Annotated in this window: 16 protein-coding genes; 3 read left to right on the top strand and 13 right to left on the bottom strand. The window is 56.0% G+C overall.

The genetic code is table 11. The features are described 5' to 3' along the window. Position 1: 1 nt before the first annotated feature. Positions 2-1,165, top strand: coding sequence for an acetyl-CoA C-acyltransferase FadA (fadA, locus tag NIM72_RS13165; RefSeq protein WP_253420701.1), 1,164 nt, complete (start codon positions 2-4; stop codon positions 1,163-1,165). A gap of 70 nt (positions 1,166-1,235) precedes the next feature. Here fadA and fre read toward each other — a convergent pair whose 3' ends face one another. The 3 genes from fre to pepE all read right to left on the bottom strand — a co-directional run bounded on the left by fre (position 1,236) and on the right by pepE (position 4,269). Next, positions 1,236-1,937 carry an NAD(P)H-flavin reductase gene (fre, locus tag NIM72_RS13160; RefSeq protein ID WP_008926461.1) on the bottom strand — a complete coding sequence of 234 codons (702 nt, stop codon included), beginning with the start codon at positions 1,935-1,937 and terminating at the stop codon, positions 1,236-1,238. Between the two features lie 41 nt (positions 1,938-1,978). Then, on the bottom strand, positions 1,979-3,463 hold the full coding sequence (gene ubiD, locus NIM72_RS13155; RefSeq protein ID WP_161733943.1) for a 4-hydroxy-3-polyprenylbenzoate decarboxylase: 1,485 nt from the start codon (positions 3,461-3,463) through the stop codon (positions 1,979-1,981). Between the two features lie 80 nt (positions 3,464-3,543). Beyond that, complete coding sequence (pepE, locus tag NIM72_RS13150; protein ID WP_253420698.1) at positions 3,544-4,269, bottom strand: dipeptidase PepE; 726 nt, start codon at positions 4,267-4,269, stop codon at positions 3,544-3,546. A 206-nt stretch (positions 4,270-4,475) separates the two neighbouring features. Between pepE and rfaH the strand changes: the two genes are divergently transcribed. Then, a complete protein-coding gene (gene rfaH, locus NIM72_RS13145) occupies positions 4,476-4,964 on the top strand; it encodes a transcription/translation regulatory transformer protein RfaH (RefSeq protein ID WP_033734838.1) in 489 nt (162 codons plus the stop codon). On the opposite strand, the gene tatD is transcribed toward rfaH, so the two are convergent. From tatD to udp, 10 genes are all read right to left on the bottom strand, one after another. Next, positions 4,961-5,743 carry a 3'-5' ssDNA/RNA exonuclease TatD gene (gene tatD / locus NIM72_RS13140; RefSeq protein WP_161733939.1) on the bottom strand — a complete coding sequence of 261 codons (783 nt, stop codon included), beginning with the start codon at positions 5,741-5,743 and terminating at the stop codon, positions 4,961-4,963. The genes rfaH and tatD overlap by 4 nt on opposite strands. Positions 5,744-5,831: 88 nt before the next feature. Next, entirely contained in the window at positions 5,832-6,590 is a 759-nt protein-coding gene (tatC, locus tag NIM72_RS13135) for a Sec-independent protein translocase subunit TatC (RefSeq protein ID WP_161733937.1), read from the bottom strand. Next, the gene (gene tatB / locus NIM72_RS13130; RefSeq protein ID WP_253420695.1) at positions 6,590-7,285 is read right to left on the bottom strand and encodes a Sec-independent protein translocase protein TatB; all 696 of its coding nucleotides are present in this window, start codon (positions 7,283-7,285) and stop codon (positions 6,590-6,592) included. Before tatB ends, tatC begins: the two co-directional genes overlap by 1 nt. Positions 7,286-7,288: 3 nt before the next feature. Next, positions 7,289-7,543, bottom strand: coding sequence for a Sec-independent protein translocase subunit TatA (tatA, locus tag NIM72_RS13125; RefSeq protein WP_150013208.1), 255 nt, complete (start codon positions 7,541-7,543; stop codon positions 7,289-7,291). 109 nt (positions 7,544-7,652) lie between these two features. Then, positions 7,653-9,290: a ubiquinone biosynthesis regulatory protein kinase UbiB gene (gene ubiB, locus NIM72_RS13120; protein WP_150013210.1), complete on the bottom strand. Its 1,638-nt coding sequence runs from the start codon at positions 9,288-9,290 to the stop codon at positions 7,653-7,655. After that, complete coding sequence (locus NIM72_RS13115; protein WP_253420692.1) at positions 9,287-9,892, bottom strand: SCP2 domain-containing protein; 606 nt, start codon at positions 9,890-9,892, stop codon at positions 9,287-9,289. The genes ubiB and NIM72_RS13115 overlap by 4 nt, the downstream gene beginning before the upstream one ends. 11 nt (positions 9,893-9,903) lie before the next feature. Beyond that, positions 9,904-10,662 (bottom strand): bifunctional demethylmenaquinone methyltransferase/2-methoxy-6-polyprenyl-1,4-benzoquinol methylase UbiE, encoded by a 759-nt coding sequence (gene ubiE, locus NIM72_RS13110; protein ID WP_008926452.1) that lies wholly within the window; start codon positions 10,660-10,662, stop codon positions 9,904-9,906. A 75-nt stretch (positions 10,663-10,737) separates the two neighbouring features. Continuing rightward, positions 10,738-12,237 carry a DNA recombination protein RmuC gene (gene rmuC / locus NIM72_RS13105; RefSeq protein ID WP_222924745.1) on the bottom strand — a complete coding sequence of 500 codons (1,500 nt, stop codon included), beginning with the start codon at positions 12,235-12,237 and terminating at the stop codon, positions 10,738-10,740. An 85-nt stretch (positions 12,238-12,322) separates the two neighbouring features. Further along, on the bottom strand, positions 12,323-13,591 hold the full coding sequence (locus NIM72_RS13100; protein WP_253420689.1) for a tetratricopeptide repeat protein: 1,269 nt from the start codon (positions 13,589-13,591) through the stop codon (positions 12,323-12,325). 92 nt (positions 13,592-13,683) lie between these two features. After that, on the bottom strand, positions 13,684-14,445 hold the full coding sequence (udp, locus tag NIM72_RS13095; RefSeq protein WP_161733927.1) for a uridine phosphorylase: 762 nt from the start codon (positions 14,443-14,445) through the stop codon (positions 13,684-13,686). Positions 14,446-14,749: 304 nt separating this feature from the next. Between udp and NIM72_RS13090 the strand changes: the two genes are divergently transcribed. After that, complete coding sequence (locus NIM72_RS13090; RefSeq protein ID WP_161733925.1) at positions 14,750-15,583, top strand: dienelactone hydrolase family protein; 834 nt, start codon at positions 14,750-14,752, stop codon at positions 15,581-15,583. Positions 15,584-15,613: the final 30 nt, after the last annotated feature.

Genomic DNA, 15,613 nt, shown 5'->3' with positions numbered 1-15,613 from the left:
GATGGAAAATGTGGTGATTGTTGATGCGGTGCGCACGCCAATGGGACGTTCAAAAGGCGGCGCCTTTCGGAACGTGCGCGCTGAAGATCTCTCTGCGCACCTGATGCGCGAAATTCTGAGCCGTAACCCGGCGGTGAACCCGACATCCCTCGACGACATTGTCTGGGGCTGCGTACAGCAGACGCTGGAACAGGGATTTAATATCGCACGTAACGCTGCGCTGCTGGCCGAAATCCCGCACTCTGTGCCGGCCACCACCGTTAACCGGCTGTGTGGTTCGTCAATGCAGGCGCTGCACGATGCGGCCCGCGCTATTATGGTCGGCGATGCGCAGTGCTGCCTGATTGGTGGCGTGGAGCATATGGGACACGTGCCGATGAATCACGGCGTGGACTTTCATCCTGGCCTGGGCCGCACCGTTGCCAAAGCCGCAGGCATAATGGGCTTAACTGCCGAGATGCTGGCGCGTATGCATCATATCAGCCGTGAGCAGCAGGATGCGTTTGCCCTGCGTTCGCACCAGCGCGCATGGCAGGCCACCCGACGTGGGGACTTCGCAACGGAGATTGTCGCCACCTGGGGTCACGACAGCGATGGCATTCTTAAGCGCTATGATTGCGATGAGGTGATCCGCGAGGAGACCAGCGCCGAAGGTCTGGCGGCGCTCAAACCCGCCTTCGATCCTGTGAATGGCACCGTCACAGCGGGTACGTCGTCGGCCCTGTCAGATGGCGCGGCCGCCATGCTGATTATGAGTGAATCACGCGCCCGTGAACTGGGGCTGACGCCACGCGCACGTATCCGCAGCATGGCAGTGGTCGGCTGTGATCCTTCGATTATGGGCTATGGACCGGTACCGGCCAGCAAACTGGCATTAAAACGGGCGGGACTGAGCGTCAGTGATATCGATGTGTTTGAGCTGAACGAAGCCTTTGCCGCGCAGACGCTGCCCTGCATCAAGGACTTAGGTTTGCTGGAACGGATGGATGAGAAGGTTAATCTGAATGGCGGCGCGATTGCGTTGGGCCATCCGCTGGGCTGTTCCGGCGCACGCATCAGCACCACATTACTGAACATCATGGAACGCCGCGATGCCCGTTTTGGCCTTGCCACCATGTGCATCGGACTGGGCCAGGGGATCGCAACCGTATTCGAGCGTCTGTAATACGTTGAGTCTTACTTTGTCAGATTTACCCGCCGTTGATCGGCGGGTTTTTTCTGTCTGCTACCAGCTATCAGATAAAGGCAAACGCATCGCCATACATCTGTGATTCCACTGCACCACGCTCGGCACAGAAACGATCGCGGGCAATCTTCGCCATCTCAAAACGTCCGGCGATATAAATCTCATGCTCGCTCAGCGTGCTGAAGTCCTGCATCACTGCGGTCAGTACCGTACCAGAACGACCCTGCCAGCCCGCTTCGGGCTGCTCGACCACCGGGATCACCTTCAGGTTCGGATGCTTGACGGCCAGCGCATCCAGCTCATCCATATCGTACAGGTGCTTAAGCTCACGTCCGCCCCAGTAAATGGCGATGTCGCGCTCTGGCTGTTCCGCCAGCGCGGTGAGCAGAATGGAACGGGCATAGGAGAAACCGGTACCGCCTGCAATCAGGATCAGCGGTTTAGTGCTCTCTTCGCGCAGCCAGGCATCGCCGTGCGGCATATCAACGGTGATCTGGCGATCGTTACGGATGCGATCCATAACGGCCATGGCATAGAGGTTCAGATCGGACGCGCCGATATGCAGCTCGATGATATCTTTTTCCATCGGCGTTGAGGCCAGTGAGAACGGACGCTTGTCGCGCTCATCCATCACTACCATCAGATACTGTCCCGCGCGAAAACTGAATTCCGCTTCAGGGATCAGGCGAACGCGATAGACCGTGTCGGTAATCGCCTCAACTGAAGTTACTTTACAGCTTAACGTTGTCATGCGTTCCCTCTGTCGGGTCGTCTTTATGGTTGTGCTCGCCATCAACGCTGTGGCGGCTGATCAAAAATACCTAGCTCATCCCAGATAGCATCAATGCGCGCGGTGACCGCCGGATCTTTAACGATGGGGGTACCCCATTCGCGCTGCGTTTCACCTGGCCACTTATTGGTCGCATCCATCCCCATTTTCGACCCCAGCCCGGAAACGGGCGAGGCGAAATCGAGATAATCGATCGGGGTATTTTCCACTAATACCGTATCACGGGCCGGATCCATACGCGTGGTAATGGCCCAGATCACGTCGTTCCAGTCACGCGCATTAACATCATCGTCACACACAATAACAAATTTGGTGTACATGAACTGCCGTAAAAACGACCACACGCCAAACATGACACGTTTGGCGTGCCCGGCGTACTGCTTTTTAATCGTTACGACCGCCAGCCGGTATGAGCAACCTTCCGGTGGCAGATAGAAGTCCACGATCTCCGGAAACTGCTTCACCAGGATTGGCACCAGCACTTCATTCAGCGCCACACCCAACACCGCAGGCTCATCCGGCGGACGGCCGGTGTAGGTGGAGTGATAGATAGGCTTATGACGCTGCGTAATATGTGTCACGGTAAACACCGGGAAGCTATCTACTTCATTGTAGTAGCCGGTGTGATCGCCGTAAGGTCCTTCTGGTGCCATATCGCCCGCTTCGATATACCCTTCCAGCACGATTTCAGCACTGGCCGGCACTTCGAGATCGTTCGACAGGCACTTCACCACTTCGGTTTTATTGCCGCGCAGCAACCCGGCAAACGCATATTCTGACAGCGTGTCAGGCACCGGCGTGACGGCACCGAGAATAGTGGCGGGATCGGCACCCAGCGCCACCGAGACCGGAAAACGCTCACCCGGGTGCGCTTTCTTCCACTCCAGATAATCGAGCGCGCCACCACGGTGCGATAGCCAGCGCATAATCAGACGGTTTTTGCCGATCACCTGCTGTCGATAAATGCCCAGATTCTGCCGCTCTTTATGCGGGCCGCGCGTCACGGTCAGTCCCCAGGTAATCAGCGGTGCCGCATCGCCAGGCCAGCACTTCATCACCGGAATGCGGGTCAGATCGACTTCATCGCCGCTGAACACCTCTTCCTGACAGGGTGCATTGCGCAGACGTTTGGTCGGCATGTTCAGGACCTGCTTAAACTGCGGCATCTTATCGAACAGATCGCGGAAGCCTTTTGGCGGCTCCGGCTCTTTCAGGAAGGCCAGCAGTTTACCCACTTCGCGCAGTGCGCTGACCTCCTCCTGGCCCATGCCCATGGCCACGCGCTTTGGTGTGCCGAACAGATTGCACAGCACCGGCATGTCGTACCCTTTCGGGTTTTCAAACAGCAGAGCGGGACCACCGGCACGCAGGGTGCGGTCGGCAATTTCGGTCATTTCCAGTTCAGGATCGATCGACTGGGTAATGCGCTTTAACTCACCGCGCTGTTCGAGCAGCGCGAGAAAGTCTCTTAAATCGTGATATTTCATGCGGCTTTAGCTTTCCGGCCAGAGTGAGTCGGCCATTATAGGTCTGATTACATGGATATGCTGAGGTTTATATGGCGGCCTCATACGCACTGAAAGGGAACCAGCGGTTGTAACGCACGGGCATCGTGATACCCCTGAATCGGCTCGCCGTGGCGAAACAGTTTAAAATCTTCGTTACGCACGCTGTGATAACGCAGCTGGTTGTCATGCAGGTGCAGAAAACTGCCTTCACGCAGTGCAATGACCGACTCGGCAGGGTTAACTGCACAGAACTCCGCCAGGCGTTCATCGCGGGTTTCGCCCATATGGCCGCTGACGCTGGCATCCAGATAGTGGGGATTGATCTGCACCGGGAAGAGGCCCAGGGCAGGCAACACCACGCTGCTGCGCACCGGCATATCGTTAGTGGTACGGATTGAGGGCGTTGCCACGTTGCAGCCTGCGCTCCAGCCGACATAGGGTACCTGCCGCTCCCGCACCGCGCGCTGAATCACTCCGATCAGACCCTGTTCATGCAGCATCTGATTCAGAAACCAGGTGTTGCCACCGCTGACCAAAATCAGATCTGCCTGGGCAATCGCGTCAGCTGGCGAAGCGAATGCCTGAACTCGCTCCACCTGAATTCCAAGAGAAGCACTGAGCTCGGCAGCACGCTGCTGCTGGTCGCCACGAATAATTGCGTAGGGGATCAGTACCGCCGATCGGATAGCGCGTCGGGCGATCATGGCGTGCAGCTGTGGCTGCGCATAGCCCAGCAGCGCCCCATCATCCGCCAGCTTGCCATTGCTCAACAGAAAGAGTTCCATCAGAGGATCCTTATGCAGATGTGATGGTCATCGAGTCTGATACAGAGCAATAGCAGACGTCAATTACCCATCAATGCTTTTACTGCTATCCGGCATGTTAAGAAAAGTCTCAGTTTATTTTCGCTGCGGGGCGCTTTACCCTGCCCCTGCGCTATAACTCTGGCAGCAGGTTTGCTATTCTTAGCGTCCATTCAATGGGAGCAGTTATGGAATCCTGGTACTTACTCTATTGCAAACGTGGTCAGCTATTGCGCGCGAAGGAGCATCTGGAGCGGCAGGAAGTGCATTGCCTCAGTCCAATGATCGCTCTGGAAAAGATCGTGCGCGGCAAACGCACCACGGTGAGTGAGCCACTGTTTCCAAATTATCTGTTTATCGAATTCGATCCGGAAGCGATTCACACCACGACGATTAGCAGCACACGCGGTGTCAGTCACTTTGTACGCTTCGGCACCACCCCCGCAACCGTGCCGTCAGCGGTGATCGAAGCGCTGGAAACCGACGTTCCGCAAATCCTGCTTGACCCTGAGACACCGCAAAGCGGCGATGAAGTTGTCATCACCGAAGGGACGTTTGAAGGGCTGCGCGCCATTTTTGCCGAGCCGGATGGTGAAACGCGCTCGATTCTGTTACTCAATCTGCTGAACAAGCAGGTAATGCGCAGCGTCGACAATAAGCAGTTCCGTAAGATTTAAGCCAGTCTGAATAACGCCCGCGCATTCTGATCGATGCGGGTCGCCAGCTCTTCGGTTTTCTCGCCGCGCCATGTCGCCACCTGATGCACAATATGCGGTAAAAAGCAGGGTTCGTTCCGGCGTGAGGTCGGACGCGGGCGCATGTCGCGCGGCAGCAGATAAGGCGCATCGGTTTCCAGCAGCAGGCGGTCAGCCGGGATCAGTGGCAGCAGCTCGCGCAGTTCCAGACCACGACGTTCATCGCAAACCCAGCCCGTAATCCCCACCGATAATCCCATTGCCAGACAGGCTTCCAGCTCGTCACGCGTGCCGGTAAAGCAGTGGATGACTGCACCCGGCAGTTTTGGCAACCAGGGTTCAAGTACCGCCGTGAAACGCGCATGGGCTTCACGGCAGTGCAAAAACACCGGCATATTGAGTTCTGCCGCCAGCGCCAGCTGCGCGTCAAACGCATACTCCTGCTGCCCATGAGCCGACAGGTTGCGGTTGAAATCAAGTCCGCACTCACCAATAGCCACCACTTCCGGTTTTTCAGCCAGGCGACGCAGGGTGCTGGCGATTTCCGAGGACCATTCGCTGGCATGGTGAGGGTGAACGCCTGCAGTAGACCAGCAGAAGCCGGGTTGAGCTTCAGCCAGTCGCTGAGCCTGCTGGCTCTCCAGCGCGTTAGTGCCGGTAATAAGCATGCCGGTGACGCCCGCATCACGCGCGCGTTTAACCACCTTTTGCCGGTCGGAGGCGAATTGCGTGCTGGTCAGGTTTACACCGATATCAAACATAATATTTCCCACTGTTTATAAACAAAAACCGCCCATCAGGGCGGTTTGGAGTGAACGCTTCCCGCCAGTGCGGGTAAGGCTGTCAGCATCAGGCGTCAGTGTTCTCTTCCTCATCCTGTAAGCGTCGGCCTTTACCCACGTAGTACCGGGAAAAGAATACGCCGACTTCAAACAGGCAGTACATCGGAATAGCGAGCAAAGTTTGGGAAAAAACATCCGGCGGTGTGAGCAACATCCCGACCACGAAGGCGCCCACCAGAATATAGGGGCGTTTCTTCTTCAACTCTTCCGGACTGGTGATCCCGGTCCAGCACAGCAACACAATCGCTACCGGCACTTCAAACGCCACGCCAAATGCCATAAACAGCGTCATGACAAAATCGAGGTACTTAGAGATATCCGTTGCGACGGTGACGCCAATCGGTGCGGTCTTGGTGAAAAAACCAAATGCCAGCGGGAAGACCACGAAATAGGCAAAGGCTACGCCGAAGTAGAACAGGAAGGTGCTGGAAAAGAGCAGCGGCATTACCAGCCTGCGCTCATGCCGGTAGAGCGCAGGGGCGACAAAGGCCCAGACCTGATAAAGGATCACCGGCACCGCGAGAAACACCGATACAATAATGGTCAGCTTAATCGGGGTGAAAAACGGTGAGGCCACATCGGTCGCGATCATGCTGGACCCGACCGGCATCTGACTGATCAGCGGTGCGGCGACCAGCTGGTAGATGTCGTTGGCGAAGTAAACCAGCATCAGGAAGATCGCCAGTACGGCGATGATGCAATTCAGCAGGCGCTTACGCAGCTCAATCAGATGGCTGATGAGCGGTTGGGTATCTTCAACGGCCATTATCGTTCATCACTTGCAGAAGAGGAGGGTACGGAATGACGCGCAGTATCAGTCGGTCTGGCGGCATCACCTGCGGGTGCCTGTGCCGGTGCACTCGCCGCGGTGGCGGGCGCGGCAGAGGATTGCACAGCCGGAGCTGATGAAACTGCTGACGAAACCTGTGCCGGAGACGTGGCGACTGCAGCAGGTGCAGCGGAAGGTTGCACCGCCGGGCCTGATGCTGATGACGGACTCTGTGCCGCGGCACTGGCCTGATGCGCTGCTGATGCAGGCGTCACCGAAGACTCAGCGACAGCAGGCTCAGATGCCGGCACTGCAGCAGAAGCCGCATGAGGCGCGGGCCTGTGCTGAGCCGAATGGATGGTGTTCGCCTCGTCTTCTTCTTTTTCAATGTCGATGCTCTGGCTGACCGAGCGCTTCATTGAATCCGCCGTTTTACGCAGCTCTTCCATCGACTCTTTCAGCTCAGGGGAGAGCGTGCCGCGGCCCGCTTCTTCCACCTTTTTCAGGCTCTCCTGCAATTCCTGCAACTTGAGCTCCTGCGCCAGTTCATGTTGTACATTGGCTGCCAGCGAGCGAATCGCCCTGATCCAGCCGACCACGGTTTTCACCGCGACCGGTAAACGTTGCGGGCCGAGAACAATCAGCCCGATAACGAACACCAATACCAGTTCACTAAAACCAATATCGAACACGGTTTACACCTGCTTGTCGTTCTTGGCGTCTTCTTTGTTAGCCGAAGTTTGCTGTTTGTCCGCCAGTGTTTTGGCCGCGAAGTCAGCGTCCTGCTCTTTCGGTTGATCCTTTTTGTCATCCTCATCACTCATGGCTTTTTTGAAGCCACGAATCGAAGAACCTAAATCTGAACCCAGATTACGTAATTTGTTGGTACCGAACAGAAGAACAACAATCACGGCAATGATTAACAATTGCCAGATACTGATACCGCCCATGAGATAGCCTCTAATATTCTGTGAAAACGATAAGGTAATGCAGGACAGAGTGCCCTTTTTAACCGGGCTTTAGCCAGCGACATTACCTTTTTTTAAACAGACGTGACAATCAGTTTGTCTTACGCCAGCCGATTAACCAGGAGACGATTCCCGCTGCCATCAGTACCGCCGGGAAGAAGTCCCAGTCCGGTCGGGTGAGCAGCACCGCCGTTCCACTTAACAGCAACGTTGCACCGACACCAAACAGGTATCGCGCCTGATGGTGACGGACGCGTTGCGCATTCATGTCGCCCACTAACTTATCGACGCTGTGCCGTAAGAGTTTGTGCTGGCGCATGCTGTCGTAAAAGAGTTCTGGCAACTCAGGTAACTTTTCAGCCCAGAATGGCGCTTTCTCTTTGACCGCACGAATAATAGCGGGCAAACCGACCTGATCCTTAATCCACTCTTCCAGGAACGGCTTAGCTGTCTTCCACAGGTCGAGCTGCGGATAGAGCTGACGACCAATACCTTCCACATAGAGCAGAGTTTTTTGCAGTAATACCAGTTGCGGCTGCACTTCCATATTAAAGCGACGTGCGGTGTTAAACAGGTTCAGCAGCACATGGCCGAAGGAGATCTCAGCCAGCGGTTTTTCAAAAATCGGTTCACAAACCGTACGGATCGCAAACTCGAAATCTTCAACATTGGTATCGGGCGGCACCCAGCCTGAGTCAACGTGCAACTCTGCGACCTTACGGTAGTCACGGTTGAAGAAAGCGATGAAGTTTTCCGCCAGATAACGCTTATCTTCTTTGTTCAGCGACCCCACGATACCGCAGTCGATACCGATATATTGCGGGTCTTCAGGATGCTCATAGCTGACAAAAATGTTGCCCGGATGCATATCCGCATGGAAGAAGCTGTCGCGGAAGACCTGGGTGAAGAAGACCTGCACACCACGCTCTGCCAGCAGCTTCATGTTCACGCCATGACGCTCCAGTGTGGCAACGTCTGAAATCGGAATGCCGTAGATGCGCTCCATCACCATCATGGTTTCGCTACAGTAATCTGAATAGACTTCCGGCACATAGAGCATGCGGCTATCTTCAAAGTTCCGGCGCAGCTGAATAGCGTTAGCGGCTTCGCGTAACAGATTCAGTTCATCAAGCAGGGTTTTCTCATAATCGCGCACCACCTCGACCGGACGCAGACGACGGCCATCCGGCAGCAGACGCGGAACCCAGCGTGCCAGCCGATAGATCAGCTTCATGTCCGCTCGGATCACCGGCAAAATATCGGGGCGAATCACCTTGATGACCACTTTCTTACCGGTCGATTTCAGCGTGGCGGTGTGTACCTGCGCAATGGATGCCGATGCCAGTGGCTTGATATCAAAATCATCAAACCAGGTTTCAATCGGCGCGCCCATTGAGGCTTCAATCTGCGCTTTGGCTTTGACGCCATCGAACGGCGCAACGCGGTCCTGCAGGATCGCCAGTTGATCGGCGATCAGCGGCGGGAAAAGATCACGACGCGTCGACAGCATCTGGCCAAACTTGATCCAGACCGGCCCAAGTTGCTCCATCGCCATGCGCATACGTGCACCGATCAGTTCCTGCTGATGCAGATTCGGGATCCAGAAAACCGAACGACGCCACAGGCGAAACAGGAAAGTGAGGCGTGTCTGAGGAATCAGTTCATCAAGGCCATAGGTCAGAAAGACCTTCATGATCAGATATAAACGGCGGATCTCTCCAAAACTCATTTTGCCTCCAGCTGCGCCAGACGCGCATCAAGCGCCTCAAGCGAACGTTCCATCGCGTCGACCTCCTCAGAAAACCAGGCTAACTCCAGCGAGCCAGGCGCAACACGCCACTCTTCGGTAATGGCCTGTCCGAGATAATCCTGGCGACGCTGCACTTCACCTTTGAAAAAGCGAAATGCCTGTTGTGAGCGCTGACTGATACCCTGAGCGGCGATATCACCGACCCAGGGAGCCAGATATTCTGCCGGATCCAGCTCAGCCAGATCCATTAGCGCAGAGAACTGCTGCACCACCTGCAGGTCACCTTCAACCTGCAGCTCACCGCTGCGGATGAGCGGCGTCAGCTGCTGGCGATCGCGCAGCTTTGGCAGCGTTTTCAGCGAAGTAATCACCGTGCAGTCACTGCGATCCTGCCAGTCCGCGAGTACGTCCAGTCGCTGCTCACTGAAAACCAGCACCAGCGGATGCGAAAACTCACTCAGGCGCAGCGTCAGCACTTTGCCATTCAGGCGTTGCCGCGCCGCTTTCAGGCCACGATCGCGATAGAGAATACGGTTCAGCGCCGTTTCCAGTCCTGCGGTAATCAAGGGCGTCAGGTTCATTACCATCTCACTCAGAACTTAAATCCACGATGCAACGCAACAATGCCGCCGGTCATATTGGAGTAAGTGGTATTTTCAAAACCGACATCGTTCATCATCGCTTTCAGGGTCTCCTGATCGGGATGCATGCGGATTGATTCGGCCAGATAGCGATAGCTCTCTGCATCCTGCGCCACCAGCTGTCCGATGCGCGGCAGAATGTGGAACGAGTAGGCGTCATACGCTTTGCTCAGCGGATCCAGAACAGGCTTAGAGAACTCCAGCACCAGCAGGCGTCCGCCCGGCTTAAGGACACGGAACATGGAGGCCAGCGCCTTCTCTTTTTCCGTAACGTTGCGCAGACCAAAGGAGATAGTGATGCAGTCGAAATAGTTATCAGGGAAAGGCAGAGCTTCTGCGTTGGCCTGGACGTAACTTACGTTGCCCACCACGCCCTGATTGCGCAGTTTCTCGCGGCCCATCTTCAGCATGGAGCTGTTGATATCCGCCAGGACAACCTGACCGGTTTCGCCCACCAGGCGAGAGAATTTGGCGGTGAGATCGCCGGTACCCCCCGCCAGATCTAACACGCGCTGACCGCGACGTACGCCGCTGCTGTCAATGGTAAAACGCTTCCAGATACGATGGACGCCAAACGACATCAAATCGTTCATCAGGTCATATTTTGCTGCTACGGAGTGAAATACATCCGCGACTTTGTCAGCTTTTTCGCTTTTGGCGACCGTCTGAAAGCCAAAATGGGTAGTTTCCTGCTGTGATTCATCTGCCATCGGTTTTACCTGCTCCACAAACAATACTTCCCGAAGTGTATCAGAGTCACGGAAGTCAGGCACGCTGCGCCCATACTATTCGTGGAGGCGCCTCACACGCCTCTCACTCTCATCCGCATCCCTGTCGTCATCTGCATCGTCAGCGGCCCGGTTTTCCGGCATGGCCCGTTCGGCCAGCTGAGGATTAATGGGTCGTTTGATCTCCACGCCCAGCGCACGAAATCCTTCCGTCTGCGCAATCAGGTTGCCGCGCCCTTCTGCCAGCTTTTTCATCGCCTCGCGATAGCTGTTCTGCGCCTTATCCAGGCTGTGACCAATGCCGCTCATGTCATCGACAAACAGTCGCATCTTGTCATAGAGGCGCGTAGCCCGGTCAGCAATACGCTGCGCATTACGGCTCTGATGCTCATAGCGCCAGAGATTGTTAATGGTACGCAGCGCCACCAGCAGCGTGGTGGGACTGACCAGCATAATGTTCTGCTGCAGCGCCTCGCCAATCAGCTCAGGCTGGCGGTCAATCGCCAGCAAAAAGGCCGGCTCGACCGGAATGAACATCAACACATAATCCAGCGACCGTAAACCGGGCAATTGTTGATAATCTTTTCGTCCCAGCAGGCGAATGTGCGCCCGCATGGCGCTGACATGCTCCTGGATCGCCTGCTCACGTTCGATCTCATCATCCGCATTGAAGTAGCGTTCATAGGCCACCAGCGTCATTTTGGCGTCCACCACGACATCTTTGCCCTGCGGCAGACGCACAATGACATCCGGTTGCATCCGGCCTTGCTGTTCTGACTGGATGCTGACCTGAGTTTCATATTCGTAGCCTTCACGCAGCCCGGAGGCCTCCAGTACACGGCTCAGCACCACTTCACCCCAGTTACCCTGGATTTTATTGTCGCCCTTGAGCGCTTTGGTCAGGTTAAGCGCCTCCTGTGCCATCTGCGCATTCAGCTGCTGTAACTGCCGGATTTCATGAGTCAGGGTGTGCCGTTCACGCGCTTCTGCCCCAAAGCTTTCATGCACCTGACGGCGAAAGCCATCCAGCTGTTCACGCAGCGGGCCAATCAGCCCGTCCAGACTCTGACGGTTCTGTTCATCGACACGACGGCCGCTGTTTTCGAAAATACGGTTGGCGAGGTTTTCAAACTGGGCGCTGAGGCGTTGTTCGCTGTTGGTCAGCAGGCGCTGTTTCTCTTCAGCCGCGAAACGTGTCTCTTCAAGGCGGATGGTCACTTCGCGCAGCTCCGCTTCCTGTGCGCTGTTAACCTCCAGCTGATTGCGCAGTTCACGATTAAGCTGTTCGCTTTCATTGCGCCAGTAATCGAGCTGTTGCAGGCGCTCATTGGCCCCGCTCAGCGCGCCATGAAGCTGACGCAGCTCCTGCTCACGCTGCTGCGTCTGCTGCTGAAGCTGTTCGATCTGCTGCTGCTGGCGCTGTTGCGCCTCTTCCTGCAGACGGCGCTCGGTCTGAAAACTGGCGACCTGATGGCCGGCACGTAACTGTGCCAGCATCCAGCCAATCCCCAACCCGGCAAGCGCCAGACAGGCGCTGATAATGATGTGCTGATCCATGATTTCCCCGCGACTCAGGCTGCTGAGGAAAAAGGTAGAGTCGCACTGTATGAATGTCCAGATAAATTTACCGGCATTCAGCGCCTTACAGGGCCGCTACCGTCAGCTTTCCAGCCTGCCACTCATCAATCAGGAAGAATGGCATCGGCAAAAGCCACTCGCCGTTTTTGACCTGCGCCAGATAATGCCAGGTTGTCTCGCCAGAAGTGATCGCGACGCGCTGTCTGCTCCCTTCAGGAGCGCTGGATTTACCGGTCATACTGGCAAAGCCGGCATTGCTGCCTACGTGGAAATGCGGCGTCTGCCAGCGCACGGGCGCATGATCAGGCCACGCCTGGGCCTGATGAAAGTTGAACAGTTCATCATGGCTCAGGAGGCTTTCCCGCACTGTGGGCCATAACGCCACTTTGAGGAAATATTGATCGGTGAAGCGCTGGCTGCCCTGATACTGTGCAATGAAATCACGCATCGCCTGCTCCACATTCCGGAAAACACCGTGACAGCCGCCCCACATCCCTGCCAGCAGCAGTTCGGTATGGGAGAAGTAGTCACGCATATGGTGGAACCAGTAAGGCGATGCCAGCCAGGCGTTAACCGCCGCCGCTTCGCGCTCTGAAAGCAGCGAGTCGGCATCGCGCACGATAAAACGCTTCACGTCAGGATCGTCGAGCACCAGAAAGCGCCACAGGGTCGGAAACAGCGTTTTTTCGTGAGACATATCGACCAGTTGCACATGTGGCTGGTCCAGGCGCTGCCAGACATGCTGCGGCACGCTGTCATCAAGGTAGATGCGGCAAACCCAGCCGGGATAGAGTTCAGGCGCCACTTCAACGTTTTTGATTAAGGTTTCACAGTAGCGCGGCTGATCGCCATAGAGGCAGAAAGCGATGACATTCTGATGTGGCTGGCTGAGATCGACAGGCTCAGGTTGCGGAGCGGGAAACGTGGCGCGCTGCCCCTGACTGAAACGCGCATCAGAGCGCATCAGCGAGGCCAGCCCATGACGCGTCACCTCATCCTTTTTATCCAGCCAGCCACACACTTCGGTCAGGCCATCCAGCCAGGTTTCGGAGGCGGTAGCCTGCACCTCGGGCGGCGACTGATAAATCTTCTGGTAGATTTTGTACGATTTATTGTACTGACCCAGACGCAGCAGGCAGAGCGCGTAGTCGCTCAGCACCTGCATCTGATTGGGCATGGAGCGCAATACCTCTTCACAGCATTGAGCAGCCAGCGCATAGTCGCCCTGTTGCATGGCGGCACGGAAACGTTCGGCACTGCGTTCCAGACGGGCTTTGAGTGCGGCCGGATTAGCATCAGGGACAGGACGTCGGACAGGAATCGTATTGCGCATAAACACTCTCAGGTTTCACTGATGTTACGCGCCGTTAACTACCGGCAACAGGTTTTGAGTCTGGACAAAAAACCTGTTGCCCGACGCAGTCGTTATAATAAACGACGCGCCGCTTCGACCACAATCTTCACTGCGTCACTTTCTGTCTGCTTCATGGTGACCGCATCCGGAATCTCTTTCTGAGTACGGTTCACAATCACGCCCGCGACCATGCCGGCCCGCAGACCCTGGCTGGCGCACATGGTTAACAGCGTTGCAGATTCCATCTCATAGTTAAGCACGCCCATCTCCTGCCACTCTTTCATCGATCCTTTGAAACGACTGACGACACGGCCTGAAACAGTGTCGTAGCGCTCCTGGCCCGGATAGAAGGTGTCAGAAGAGGCGGTGATGCCAATGTGGGTTTTCGCGCCACAGGCTTCAGCGGCGGCAACCAGTGCGGTGGTGCAGGCGAAGTCAGCGACAGCCGGGAATTCCATCGGGGCAAAATGCAGGCTTGCTCCGTCCAGGCGAACGGACGCGGTGGTCACCAGCACATCGCCGACGTTAATGTGTGGCTGGATAGCACCTGTGGTACCGACTCGCAGGAAGGTACGCACGCCAAGCTGCGCCAGCTCTTCGACCGCAATCGATGTAGAAGGACCGCCGATGCCCGTTGAGCAGACAATGACCGGCTTGCCATCAAGTTTAGCCAGCCAGGAGGTAAATTCACGGTGTGAGGCGAGATGCGTGGCATCTTCCATCAGTCCGGCAATTTTCTTCACACGCTCCGGGTCACCCGGCACAATCGCCAGGGTCGCGCCCTGCAGATCGGCTTTTGTCAGGCCAAGATGGAAAACGTCAGACTGTGTCATTTTCAGACTCCTGTTAAGGGAAGGTAGCGCGCCACTCTACGCCAGCACGCCCGATAAATATGTGACAAAATTCACTTAAGAAAATGAAAGTTACATTTCCCGGAACATAAAATGTGATTTTAATCACATAATTACGTCTTATTCATCCGGATAGCCCTCAGCGAGGCTGTGTCAGGGTCGGCGCAATGTTAAAGAGGTGGATGATTTTATTCGCTGTTGATTGTGTTAACCGACACCTGGACGCAGACGCTTTACGGCCAGGCTATAGTTACGTGATTGCGTAAATGCTTGCACGGAGAGAATAATGAAACCCAGTGACAATATGGCACAAAAACCGGCGACGGGCGGCTTTGCCCCTGCCGTGCAGCCCACCGCCTCTACCACCATTATTACCGAAAGCCCGGCCATTCACTCAGGTGAAACCTCAGTGCCCAGCCAGGGCGAAAACATGCCGGCATTTTTTGCAAAACCGCACTCAGCGGAAGGCCCATTGCCTGTGGTGCTGGTGGTGCAGGAGATCTTTGGTGTCCATGAGCACATCCGGGACATCTGCCGCCGTCTGGCGCTGGAAGGCTATCTGGCGATTGCGCCTGAGCTCTATTTCCGCGAAGGCGACCCGACTGAGTATAACGATATCCCGACGCTGTTCAGCGAGCTGGTCAGCAAAGTGCCTGACACCCAGGTGCTGGCCGATCTCGATCATGCCGCTAACTGGGCGGCACGCAACGGCGGCGATATCCGTCGCATGGGCATCACCGGTTTTTGCTGGGGTGGCCGCATCAGCTGGCTCTACGCCGCGCATAACCCACAGCTACGCGCCGCGGTTGCCTGGTATGGGCGACTGACCGGCGAGCGCACGCTGAAGCAGCAGAAGCATCCTATTGATATTGCGATCGACCTGAATGCGCCAGTATTAGGTTTGTATGGTGGCCAGGATGAGGGTATCCCGCTGGAGAGCGTCGAGCAGATGCGTCAGGCACTCCATGCCGCCAATGCAACCGCCGAGATCATCGTCTATCCCGAAGCGGGCCATGCCTTTAATGCTGACTATCGTGCAAGCTATCATGCTGAATCAGCCAATGATGGCTGGCAGCGCATGCTGGCCTGGTTCAGGCAGTATGGCGTGGCATCAAAATAAATAAACAGGGGCGCTTCGGCGCCCCTGTTT

It is taken from the genome of Pantoea sp. B550 (genome assembly GCF_024158165.1).
Taxonomy (GTDB): Bacteria; Pseudomonadota; Gammaproteobacteria; order Enterobacterales; family Enterobacteriaceae; genus Pantoea; species Pantoea alfalfae.
Note: the sequence above shows the minus strand (reverse complement) of the source record. Positions and strands in the feature narration are given on the sequence as shown.